Source organism: Sphingomonas paucimobilis NBRC 13935, from assembly GCF_000739895.2.
In the GTDB taxonomy this organism is placed as follows: domain Bacteria; phylum Pseudomonadota; class Alphaproteobacteria; order Sphingomonadales; family Sphingomonadaceae; genus Sphingomonas; species Sphingomonas paucimobilis.
Genome location: NZ_BBJS01000023.1, coordinates 109,238 through 121,315 on the forward strand (window position 1 = coordinate 109,238; position 12,078 = coordinate 121,315).

Annotated in this window: 5 protein-coding genes; 1 reads left to right on the forward strand and 4 read right to left on the reverse strand. The window is 61.8% G+C overall.

Annotated features, from left to right (window positions below; translation table 11 throughout):
- Window positions 1-89: 89 nt before the first annotated feature.
- From SP6_RS08880 to SP6_RS08895, 4 genes are all read right to left on the reverse strand, one after another.
- On the reverse strand, window positions 90-1,088 hold the full coding sequence (locus SP6_RS08880; protein WP_042468867.1) for a glycoside hydrolase family 43 protein: 999 nt from the start codon (window positions 1,086-1,088) through the stop codon (window positions 90-92).
- A 125-nt stretch (window positions 1,089-1,213) separates the two neighbouring features.
- Window positions 1,214-4,165, reverse strand: a complete 2,952-nt coding sequence (locus SP6_RS08885) for a TonB-dependent receptor (RefSeq protein WP_227876558.1) — start codon at window positions 4,163-4,165, stop codon at window positions 1,214-1,216.
- A gap of 269 nt (window positions 4,166-4,434) precedes the next feature.
- Complete coding sequence (locus tag SP6_RS08890) at window positions 4,435-6,384, reverse strand: glycoside hydrolase family 2 protein (protein ID WP_227876559.1); 1,950 nt, start codon at window positions 6,382-6,384, stop codon at window positions 4,435-4,437.
- Between the two features lie 11 nt (window positions 6,385-6,395).
- Window positions 6,396-8,729, reverse strand: a complete 2,334-nt coding sequence (locus SP6_RS08895; RefSeq protein WP_037569636.1) for a GH92 family glycosyl hydrolase — start codon at window positions 8,727-8,729, stop codon at window positions 6,396-6,398.
- A gap of 880 nt (window positions 8,730-9,609) precedes the next feature.
- On the opposite strand from SP6_RS08895, the gene SP6_RS08900 reads away from it, so the two are divergent.
- The gene (locus SP6_RS08900) at window positions 9,610-11,934 is read left to right on the forward strand and encodes a GH92 family glycosyl hydrolase (protein ID WP_042468871.1); all 2,325 of its coding nucleotides are present in this window, start codon (window positions 9,610-9,612) and stop codon (window positions 11,932-11,934) included.
- Window positions 11,935-12,078: the final 144 nt, after the last annotated feature.

Below are 12,078 nucleotides of genomic sequence, written 5' to 3' on the forward strand. Positions count from 1 at the left end.
AATCGCCGACAGTGTCGCCAGGGAGTTGCGTACAGTCGCTCCAAAAGCCTTGCTCACCATCAATCTCCCCATATTCTCTTGCCTGCGTGTCATTTTGCGCGGCGGATCGGTCGCGGCTTCACGCCGTCGTTGGTCATCACGACCGGACGGATCGTGCCGTCAGCGTTGAAATACATCCGGTCGATCGCGATCTGCCGATGCTCGCCCCGGTCGGTCGCCAACGGACGCCGATGATAGGCGATAAACCAGTCGTCCGTGCCCGGTACGTTCACGACGGAATGATGCCCCGCCCCGCGGGCGATGCGGAAATCCTGGGTCAGGATCTTGCCCATCGGCTTGAACGGCCCGACCGCGCTCGTCCCCATGGCATAGGCGACGCTATAGTCGGGACCGGTCCACCCGCCCTCCGACCACATGAGATAATAGACCCCCTTGCGCTCGACGAGGAAGGAGCCCTCGACATAGCCGGGGGGCGTGATCTCCTTGTACGTCGTCCCGTCCGCGAAGGGCAGAACCGACTTCAGATCGCGGCTCAGGCGGACGACGTTGCAGTGCCCCCACCCGCCATAGAACAGATAGACCTGCCCGTCATGATCGCGGAAGGCGAAGGGATCGATCGGTTGCGCGCCGTTGTGAAAGGCGTCGATCAACGGTTTGCCCAACGCATCCTTGAACGGGCCGCCCGGCGTGTCGCTGACCGCCAGTCCGATACCGCCAAGCTCGCGATCGCTCTGAATGTCGTTGGCACTGAAGAACATGTAATAGCGGCCATTGGCGGCGATGACCGAGGGCGCCCAGATCGCATAGGCCGCCCATGCGGCGCGCGTCACATCGAAGACATGGGGGTGCTTGGTCCAGTGGACGAGATCGGGCGACGAAAAGGCGTTGAAAAACGTCTGATAGGCATAGGACGGGCGCACGGTATGGCGTTTGCGCGCCTCCTGTTGCGCCGCGGAGAACCGGGAGGTTCGGTCCGGTACGCCGTCATCGTCGGAATAGGTCGGGTAGATCCAGTACCGGTCGCCGAACGCGCGGATCTCGGGGTCGGCATACCAGCCACGCACGATCGGATTCGATGCCGACGCCATAGCGGCCAAGCCGATCGAGGCCAGCGTGGCGATCCATTTGGGAGCGAGATGTCGAATGACGCGCGATCCTCATCCATCGAGAAAGAAAAGAGGGTGGCTTCATGAGAAGCCACCCCAGGGGGGCCTTAAAACTTGTAGGACACTCCGACATAGGCGCGCCGACCCGAATAGACGTTCGAGATGAAACGGTCCTTCGTGTCGTTGCCCAAATGTGCCCGTTCCTCCGACTTGGTCAGGTTGATGACCGAGGCGGTTAACTGGAGATTGTCGATCAGGTTGAAGGCGGCGTTCAGATCGACCTGCTGATACGGGTCAGAATAGACGTTCAGGCCGGAGGACAGGCCGCGCACGACCTCGCCGCGCCGGTTGTAGGAGGCGCGGAGCAGCACCGGCCCATGCTCGTAGAACACCGAGGCGTTGACCTGCGTCCTGGCGCTGCCGACGAGAGGCGAACTGCCGACCGAAGAACCGTTGAGCGACACGTCGGCCGTGGACGTGTCGTTGAAGGTGAAGTTCACCTGCGCCCCGAGGCCGAAGGGCAGCGTATGCTGTGCATAAACCTCGACACCCTGCGACACCGCCTTCGATCCGTTGGCCTGGGTGGCATATTGCTGCACCGTGACCGTCTCGCCCGCGACCTCCTGCTGAAGGTCGATCACTACCGGAACGATGAAGTTCGACACATCCTTGCGGAACAACGTCGCGCCGATGACCGAGCCGCGATGGAAATACCATTCGACGCCCACATCATATTGCCAGGCGCTGAAGGGCTTCAGGTCGAAATTACCGCCATTGCCGAACCAGCCCGGCAGCGCGCCGAACTCCTTGCGATCGAAGACGAACGGATCGGCATTGAACGTCAGCCCCCGCGCCCCGGCCAGGTCGCCGAAATTCGGTCGTGAGATGACCTTCGACACCGCGCCGCGCAGAAGCAGATCGGACGTCGCGTCCCAAGAAATGTTGAAGCTGGGAAGTATGTCCGTGTAGCTCTTGCGCTCGCTATTCTGGCTGAACACCCTGAGTTCGCGCTGGCTTTGCGGGATGACCAGGCAATTGCCGTCCTCGCCCAGGGGGCGATTGGGGTCGAACGGTCCGCCAGGGCCGTTCTGGCAATAGTCGTTTTCGTAATAAAGAACGTCGGTCGAAAGTCCGCTCTGACGCGTATTGACCAGGCGCACGCCAAGATTGCCCCGCACCCGGTCGGACTTGAAGTTCAGCTGAGCGTAGCCCGCCCAGATCCGTTCGCCGATGTCATAGACGTTCTGCGGTTCGGCGACGCGCACCGGGCCATTATAGGTTTGGTTCAAATAATCGATATATTTCGAGATATTGATTGCCGGGAAAGCGGTCGTCTCGAACCCGCCTGCGATATTGCCCAGCGAATTGGGGAAAAAGATTTCCGGCAGCGCCAGCGCACCGCCCGGTGTATCCTGAAACCTCAGTGTATTCCCCGCGTCGGAATACCATTCGAAACGCCCCGTCTCGCGGTGGATCTTCCCGTCGCGCCACTTCACACCCAGTTGCAGCGAGTCGATGAACGTCTCGAAATGGCGCGTGACGTCGACCTGGGCGTAACGCTGCGAGATCGAGCTGTTGGTGAAGCCCGACCCCGTCGACCCCAGGTCGATCTGCGCCACGCCGTTCAGCATGTTCTGGATGATGTCGGGTGAGAACTGCATCGCGATCGACTGGTCGGTGAAGTTCCACGCACTGAGCGAGTTGCCGTTGACAGTGCCGTTGCGAGGTTTGGCCTGCGCATAGAACTGGAAGGACGGTCCGCCTTTCGCCTTCGTCTTGCCGAGGATAAAGCTGGCCTCCAGCCGGTCGTGCGACCAATCGCCGCGTACGTCATATGTGTTGGAGACGGTTTTTTCGCGTGTGTATGTGTCCTGCGGCGCGGGCGTTTCCATCGTGCACAGATTGCCAGCCACGCGACACCCGGTGCCCTCAGGGGGAACCTGGAAGTTGGCGCCGGTCAACACCGTTCCGCTCCTGTCCAGCGTGCCCCCGGTGAAGAAATTGCCATAGCCCCATTCGGGGATCTTGATCGTGCTGCTGGTATAGTCGCCGTTGAGCTGGAACCGGAAGTAATTGGCCGTGATCGTCATGTTGTCGAACGGCTTCATCTGGGCCGTCGCCTGGATGCCCAGCCGCTTGCGCTTCTGATCGAGGATCGTCTCGCTGACCGATTGCGGCGCCCAATAGCCGCTATAGCGCTTACTATCGCGCGTGCTAACACCGCCATTCTGGCCGTCATTCCAATAGTTTATGGCATCGTCATTGGCATAGGCCTTGCCGTTCACATCCGTCGCGGGCTGTGTCGTCCTGTCGTCCGTCCACCAGTGCCAGGAATCACCCGATGCGCTCAGCGAGCGGTTTGTACGTTCCTGATAGGTCGCGCCGAGCAGCAGGCCGAAGGTCTTCTCTTCATTATGCCAGGAGACGAGGCCCGAGACGTTGGGTTCGACCTTACGCGTGACATCGGCATAGGTGCCCTCGACCGAGATGTTGCCCGACCATGGCTTGAGATCGAAAGGTCGACGGGTCCGGTTGATGATGACGCCGCCCACCCCGCCTTCGTCGAGCCGCGCCTCGGAGGATTTGTAGACCTCGACGCTGCCGATCAGCGTCGAGGGCAGCAACAGATAGTTGAACGAGCGCGACGGGTCACCGCTGTCGGCCGAGGCGATGAAATTGCCGTTGAGTTCGGTCAGCGTCAGGTCGGAGCTGAGGCCGCGAATGCTGACCCGGCTACCTTCGCCACCATCGCGATCGATGATGACGCCAGGCACGCGCTGCAGCGAGTCCGCGACGTTCTTGTCGGGAAACTTGCCAACATCTTCGGCCGTGATGACATCGACAAAGGCGTTGGCCTCGCGCTTCTGCGACAGGCTTTCCTCGATCGACCGGCGATAGCCGGTGACGACGATATCCCCCGCGTCGCTCGTCGCCTGGGCATTGCCGGCCGCGGAGGAGTCGCCGGTCACGCCGGAATCGGCCTGGTTGCTCAGCGGGTCCTGGACTTGGCCCGCCACCGGGGCCTGCTGGGCATGCGCCGCCGGGGTCATGGCCGCCATGACGCTGACCGACGATAAGAGACCGATTGCCATCCTGCGGCGCAGGGCTGCCGATCCCACTCTATGCACGAAGCTCATTTCCTGTTTCCTCCCTCTATGCCACGGCACCGATGGCGGCTTTTCGGCCGGCTCGTTGCTTCTAGCCCGTGGCGTTCATCTCACCCTGACAAGTGAAGCATGTCGTCAATTTCGTCGGACTGGTTGACCAGTTCTGCTATGTGAAACTCCGCAGGCATCGCGCATGCGCCCAGGACGACCGGATGGCTGCGTCAGCGCCCCTCCTCCTGCCGCCAGAGCGGTGCGGCGATCGCCGCGAATGCCTCGGGCGATGCCTTTTCTACCGCGCGGTCGAAGGTCAGCAGGCCGTTGATCTCGTCTTCGACGTCGGTGGTTTGGGTGTAGACGGCGGCACTCAGCCCGTGATCGCGCGCCTGGCGGATCACCCTCTCCATCTTGAGACGATACCGGGCGAGGTAGTCCGCGCCGTCTTTGGCCGCCTGATACCCCCAATTGGTCTTGCCCGGCCGCCAGAGGTGAGCGGCAACCGGCAGGCCTATCCCGCCATATTCTCCAAGGACCAGCGCGCGACGGCTCTGTCGCGTCGGGGTGTTGGGAACATCCTCATAGGTATGGATATCGAACACGTCGGAGACATCGGGTGCGACGTCCAGCCATCCGCTGTCGGCGTTGACCAGGCGGCTGGGATCCATGCCCTTGACGTAGCGCGCTAAGGTCGCGGAGTCGTACTGCCCCCATCCCTCGTTGTTGACGACCCACAACACGATCGACGGAAAGGCGCGAAGCCCGCCGATCATGCGCGTCAGTTCGTTCTGGTTCTCCGCCATCATATCGGACGACATCACGGCCTGCGCCTTGCTCGCGCCCGTGACGAACTGGTCCTCGCCACCGCCCGAAGGCATGTCCTGCCAGATCAGCATGCCGAGCCGGTCCGCATCGTGATAATATTGTGCGGGCTCGACCTTGATGTGCTTGCGGACCATGTTGAAGCCCGCTTTCTTCAACCATTCCAGGTCATACCGCATCGCCTCTTCGGACGGCGGGGTCCACAGGCCGTCGGGCCACCAGCCCTGATCCAGCGTACCGTTCTGAAAATAGGGTTTGTTGTTCAGCAACAAGGCGGGCTGGCCTGCTACCTGGCCTGGCCCAACCGAGATCTTGCGCATCGCGAAATAGCCTTCGACCATGTCGCGTGGCGCGCCCGTCACCACGGCCCGGGCATAGTTCTGATCCTCTGAGGGCGTGAAGCGCGCATCATATGCAACGCGATCGCGTTCCGACTTGCCCGCATAGGGATCACGGACCGTCACCAATTCCGTGGTCAGATCATAGAGGAAAGGCTGTTCCGGCGACCAAAGCCGGGCATTCGGGATCGCCAGCGTGGCGCGACGATTGGCACGGATGACGGTCGACGCGATGGCCTTGCCGCCGCTATGCGCGGTGATCCGCACGGCGTCGGTATCGGAAGCCCAGGCGTTGAGCGCCACTTCGACATCGATGACGCCGCGGTCGATGTCGGGGGTCGCGCGGACATCCGCGATATGCAATTTGGGCACCGGCTCCAGCCACACCGTCTGCCAGATCCCGCTGACCGCTGTATACCAGATGCCCGAGGGATCGAGGCTCTGCTTGCCGCGTGGTTGGCTTCCCGAGGACGTCGGGTCGGCCACCTGAACCAGCAACTCGTTCTCGCCGGGCTTCAACTGGTTCGTGATGTCGAAGCCGAAGGCATCGAAGCCGCCCTTATGCGATCCGGCGACCGCGCCGTTGACCCAGACGACCGTACTGTGGTCGACGCCGCCGAAGTTGAGCATCACCCGCTGCCCCGCCCAGTCCGCTGGTACGGTAAAGCGCCGCCGGTACCAAATGCGGTCTTCGGGCAGGACGCGACGCGCCACACCCGACAGGCGCGACTCCACCGGGAATGGTACGAGAATCCGTCCATCCATCCGGCTCGGCTGCGGTGCCGACGCCTTGGTGATCGCATAATCCCAGCGGCCGTTCAGGTTCTGCCAGGCGGTGCGCTTCATCTGCGGCCGTGGATAGCTTTGCCAGACATTGTCGGCCGTCACGGCCCGGCCCCAGCGTGTCGCAATCAGGCCAGTATAAACTCCGTCCTTGACGCCATTCTGCGCGGTCTGCGCCTGGGCGCCGCTCGTGGTCGCAAAGGCCAGGAGCATGGCGGCGGCAAGTCTTGGCATGGGCATTCCCATCATGGCTTCTGACCTTCTGCGGACATCGATGGCGGCGCGGCGTCGGGCGCGCTTCCCCATTCGCGGTTGGGGTTCGGCCCCATGACGAATGCCAGCACGGCCCCGTTCTTGATGTCGTCATGGCTGAACCAGGGCTTAGTCCAGGGGCGGCCGTTGAGCGTCGCCGACTGGATGTACCGGTTGGTCGCGGAGTTGTTGGTCGCGACCACCTCCAGCGTGCGACCATTGCCCAGCCGCATCTTGATCCGCTCGAAAATCGGGCTGCCGATCACATAAAAAGGCATCGACGGATCGACGGGGTAAAAGCCCATCGCGCTCAGCACATACCAGGACGAGGTCGATCCCTGGTCGTCCATGCCCGGATAGCCGTTGCCCGTGGCATCGCTGCCATACAGGTCCGCCAGAATGCGCCGGACCAGGGCCTGTGTCTTCCAGGGCTGACCCGCCCAGGCATAGAGATAGGGCGCATGCTGATCGGGCTGGTTGCCCTGCACATATTGCCCGATCACACCGGTGCAATCGCGGCATATCCCCTTCGGCGCATAGGGCGTGGTGAAAAACGCATCCAGCTTCGCCGCGAACGCCGCGCGTCCGCCCAGCAAGTCGCGCAGGCCCGACACGTCGTGGGGCACGAGCCACAGGTTCGACCAGCCCGATGCCTCCTTGCTAGCGAAATTATAATAGGGCTCACGCGGATCGAAGGGAGATATCCAGCGACCATCCTCGGTCCGGCCGCGCATGAAGCCCGTCTTGCGATCGAAGACGTTGCGATAATTGCTCGCGCGCCGGGCAAACATCACCGCATCCTCGGTCCGTCCCAGCCGTGTCGCCATTACCGACAGGGCATGATCGTCCCACGCATATTCCAGCGTCTTGTCCATGCCCGCCTTGCCACCGGCATAGGGCGGGCTCGGGCTGCCCTCCGGCACGATGTCCGAAATCCAGCCGCGCGCCAGATATTCGTTCAGATAGGCGCGCGGCCCCTTGGGATCGGTGGCGTTGCGCCGGAGCGCTTCGTAAGCGGCGGCGTAGTCGAACGGCACGCCTCGCTGCATCGCCCCCAGATACATCAGAACCGCGTGATCGCCGTGGAACGAGCTGTTCATGAACCCACGCTCGCCCGCATCGTCCAGTTCGGACTGCATCACGCGCGCCAGCAATTTGGGCTCCATCAACTCGAGCAGCGAGAGCTGATTACGTGCCGTATCCCAATAGGGGACCGCGCTGTAGCGATCATGCGATACCGTCACCGTTCCGCGTGGGCCAGTCAGCGTCTCCCCCGCCTTGGCGATGAGACGTGGGCTGGCAAAGGACTGAAACAGCGTGGAATAAAATAGCCGCCGCTGTTGTGGCGTGCCACCCACCACCTCGACCCGATCGAGCAGATCTGCCCAAGCACCGCGCGCCGAAGCGCGGATACGATCGAAATCCCAGCCGGGATTTTCGGCCGCTAGCCGACGCTCAGCCTCGGCATAGCTATGGCCGTGTGCGATCTTGACCAGGATCGTCTCGCCCTGTTGCGTCGCGAAGCTCGCATAGGCTCCGGCAAAGGCACCGGAGACCTTGCGCCGGTCGGCGGTGACATCCTTGTCGCCGATGCCCCAGACCGGCCGATCGCCGGGCGCCTTGCGAAAGGTCCCCATGTCGCGGATCGGACGGGAGAACATCGCCACAAAGTAGGGACCGTCCGCGGAGTCTTCGTCCTGCCCATCCTGCGCTGCGCCGCGGATCGTCCGGTCGCCGACCATTTCCACCGTGCCCCCTGCCCGCGGCAGATTGATGATGATGCTGGCACGGTCGGTCCGGGGAAAGGTGAAACGCATCATGCCGGTCCAGCGGGTCGCGGTCAGTTCCGTTTTCGTCCCGTTGTCCAGATTGACAGAATAATATCCCGGGGCAGCGTTTTCCCGCGCCTTGTCGTAATGTACGGACGTGTAGGCGGGGGGCACCGTCCAGTCGCCGACGATCGGCATGAAGATCGGCTTGGCCCGGCCGCCATAGGTCGCGCCGCCGCCTGCCGTGAAGCCTAGCATCGTCGGGTTCGGATAGTGGTAGGGCGTAGGAACGCCAGTCGGGTAGCTGAGCTCGATATTAACGTTGACCGGCGCGACCTCCACCGAGCTGTGCGGTAATCTTGCACCCGGCGAGGTCTGGCCGGAATAAACCGGCTCGCCAGGCGGAGGCGCATTGCCGATCAGGTCGCGCCTGTCCAACGGCGCGGTACCGACCAATGGACTGGCCAAATCGACGGGCGTGCTAGGTTCCGATGGAAGCGATTGGCCGGAAACCGCGGTCGTCAGCAAGATACTCGCGGTAGTAAGCGATCCAATCATGATCGACGGCAAATGACGGACGCGTGGCGTCAACTCTCGTAAACCGGACACGCTAACACCCCTCCACATTCGGGTGGCTTTTCTACCGCCCTGCTAATTTACGCCGTGGACTGACGAATCATTATTCCACCACGGTAAATTAGATAATCAAATTGTCAATTAATTGAGAGTTTACAGCAGTCAGTGAAATGTTAACGATAACATAAATAATTGAGGTGCTTCTTCCGTATGTATACGACGTGTGCTGTAATCGATTGTATTAGGTCTAACGTCGATATGCCATTTAGCATTTAACGCCAATTGGAATAACCGAAACTCGACCTGAATAATATATTATGATAGCGCTATCCATGAGCGTTTGGCATGCATTGAAAAATTTACAGCTCAAGCGCTGCTGCCAATTGAATGTAATTGACGCATTCTTGCGATTGCTGCTCCGTTCAAAGTGGTCGGCCTGCCCCTCCCCTTTGAGGTTGCCGCCGTGGGACGCTCGCTCCCAAAGCGGGATGGTGCGTGTGACCGCAAGGCAAGGTCGATCTGTTCTTCGCAATCAAACGGACGTCGAAGATCGCTTTTGCCAGCCTTCGCGACCAGGCAAACATCGCCAATGCCGTCGCCTTCCTCGACAAATTGGTCGATACAGTGCCCTATACGACCTACTTTTGGTCACAAAAGCCCCCTGCCGGCTTTCGGGTATCGGACATCCATCCGTGCCAGCCTCAGCAATCCGCTATGGCCGGATGAGATGTCCAATTTGTCAGGATAGGATGACGGTGTCCCCGCCCCTCGTACGCACGACAACCGAGCCAAACAGTTGAAATCATGGACGTACAGCGGCGAGCGACTTCCGTCAGATGCCCCGGGATGCTTTAATGCGACCATGAAGCATTTCCGCCCAGGTGCCGCGCTGGCCCTGCTCGCCAGCTTTGCCGCGATGCCACTGTCAGCGCAATCGACCTACGATCAGGTCGACCCGATGATCGGCACGGGTGGGGAAGGCCACACCTTCCCCGGGGCAGTCGCACCTTTTGGCATGGTGCAATTCTCGCCCGATACCGACACAACTTGCGTCATCCGGGAATGCTATAGCCATGCGGCGGGCTATCGTTATGAAGATCCGACCATCCAAGGTTTCTCGCTGACGCACTTCTCCGGTGCCGGGCATTCGGATCTCGGCGATTTCCTCATGATGCCGGTCAGCGGGGATAGCGCGCCACTGGAGCCCGGCAACGCAGGCAAGCCCGGGTCGGGTTATCGCTCGCGCTACCATCACGCGACAGAGGTCGCGCGGCCAGGCTATTACGCCGTCAAGCTGGAGGATCGAGGCGTCCAGGCGGAGCTGACCGCGGGGACGCGGATCGGCGTCGCCCGCTATCGTACCACGTCCGGCGCGCCGCCCATGCATCTGGTGCTGGATCTGCGCAGCTCACTCTACAACTACCCTGGCAAGGTCCTGTGGTCCTCGATCAGGTTGCGCCCCGACGGCATCGTTACCGGCTGCCGACAGACGCGCGGCTGGGCGCCCGACCGCAACCTGTGCTTTGCGATCCGTTTTTCCGAGCCGCTAAAGGGGCATGCGTTCGTCTCGACCGAGACGGACGTCCCTTATAAGGGCTTCCAGGGACCGGGGCGCGGCAGTGACGCCGTTGCGGAGCGCGCCGGACGCGCCTTGGTCGCCCGCTTCGATTTCGGCCCCCTAAACCGACCGCTTGAAGTGACAAGCGCGATCTCATCGGTCGATGAGGCGGGCGCGATCGCAAACCTGGCGAGCGAACCCGGTGATTTCGATGCCGTCCGGACAAAGACCACACAGGCATGGCGCGCAGCCCTCGACACGGTGAAGATCGCCGCGCCTGCCCCGATGGCGAAGTCCGTGGCGACTGCGCTGTATCACAGCTTGCTAGCACCCGCCGTCGCCAGCGATGCGGACGGTCGCTATCGCGGGCCCGACAATCAGGTGCACCGTGCGGAAGGCTATACATTCCGTTCGACCTTCTCGCTTTGGGATACGTTCCGTGCCGAGCATCCACTGCTGACACTCATCCAGCCGGCCAGCCTGTCGAGCGAGATCGTTCGGTCGCTCGTGGCCAGCCGCGAAGACAGTCCTGATGGCATCCTGCCCGTCTGGCAGTTCCAGGGGCGTGAGACGTGGACGATGATCGGCTATCACGCCGCACCCGTTATCGCCGACGCCTATCTGAAGGGGATCAGAGGTTTCGATGCGGACGCAGCGCTTGCTGCCATGGTGGCGAGCGCGACCTACGCGCCGTACGGCGGCTTGGGCGAATATATGAAGCGCGGCTATGTGCCGATCGATCATGAGCCGGAGGCCGCCTCCAAGACTGTCGAATATGCCTATGACGATTGGACGATCGCACGGATGGCGCGCGCCATGGGCCGTACAGACATTGCCGCGACATTCGAAAGACGTGCAGGCAACTGGCGCAATAGTTTTGATGCCCAGACCGGCTTCATCCGTGCGCGCAAGAGCGACGGGTCGTTCCGCACGCCGTTCGATCCAACGGCGATCAACTACGGATCGGATTATACCGAGGGTAATGCCTGGCAATATAGCTGGTTCGTGCTGCAGGATCAGGCTGCGCTCGTCGGCGCGCTTGGCGGCGATGCGGCCGCCATCGCCAAGCTGGATGCCATGTTCGAATTTGACAATTCAAAACTCGACTATAGTCATGCCGAAGATATCGCTGGGCTGATCGGTCAGTACATCCATGGCAACGAACCCAGCCACCATGTCGCCTATCTCTACAGCTATGCTGGCGCACCGTGGCGGACACAGGCGCGGTTAAAGCAAATCGTCGAGAGCCAGTATCACCCGACGCCCGACGGGCTGTCCGGCAACGACGATCTCGGGCAGATGTCCGCCTGGCTCGTCTTCACGGCGCTGGGCTTCTACCCGGTAACGCCTGGCAGCCTGGAATATGTCATCGGCCGACCCTTCGTGAACCGGGCGACGCTTTCGCTGCCCAACGGGCGGCAACTCACCATGATCGCCGATCGGCTAGACGACCGGCACCCCTATGTCGGGAAGGTCATGCTGAACGGGAAACCCATCAGGCGGGCCTATCTGCGGCACGACGAGATTGTGGCCGGGGGTGAATTGCGCTTCACGATGCAGGCCACCCCCAACACCTCCTGGGCAACCCACCCCAAGGAGCGACCATATTCGGCGAGCACGGTGCGATGACGACGACCCATTCCTAGCCGCTCAGCGTATCTGGCCGACCTTCCAAGACCTGACGCTCGTTCATCCGGCCAGTCACTCAGACGAAGCTCGGCTGATTGACCGCGGCAACGCTCGTCTATTAGGCTGCCCCCTAGCGCGGCTCTC

Coding starts and splice junctions, on each gene's coding strand:
- SP6_RS08880 (WP_042468867.1), bottom strand. CDS start 1,088: ATGGCGTCGGCATCGAATCCGATCGTGCGTGGCTGGTATGCCGACCCC.
- SP6_RS08900 (WP_042468871.1), top strand. CDS start 9,610: ATGAAGCATTTCCGCCCAGGTGCCGCGCTGGCCCTGCTCGCCAGCTTT.
- SP6_RS08885 (WP_227876558.1), bottom strand. CDS start 4,165: ATGGCGGCCATGACCCCGGCGGCGCATGCCCAGCAGGCCCCGGTGGCG.
- SP6_RS08890 (WP_227876559.1), bottom strand. CDS start 6,384: ATGCCAAGACTTGCCGCCGCCATGCTCCTGGCCTTTGCGACCACGAGC.
- SP6_RS08895 (WP_037569636.1), bottom strand. CDS start 8,729: ATGATTGGATCGCTTACTACCGCGAGTATCTTGCTGACGACCGCGGTT.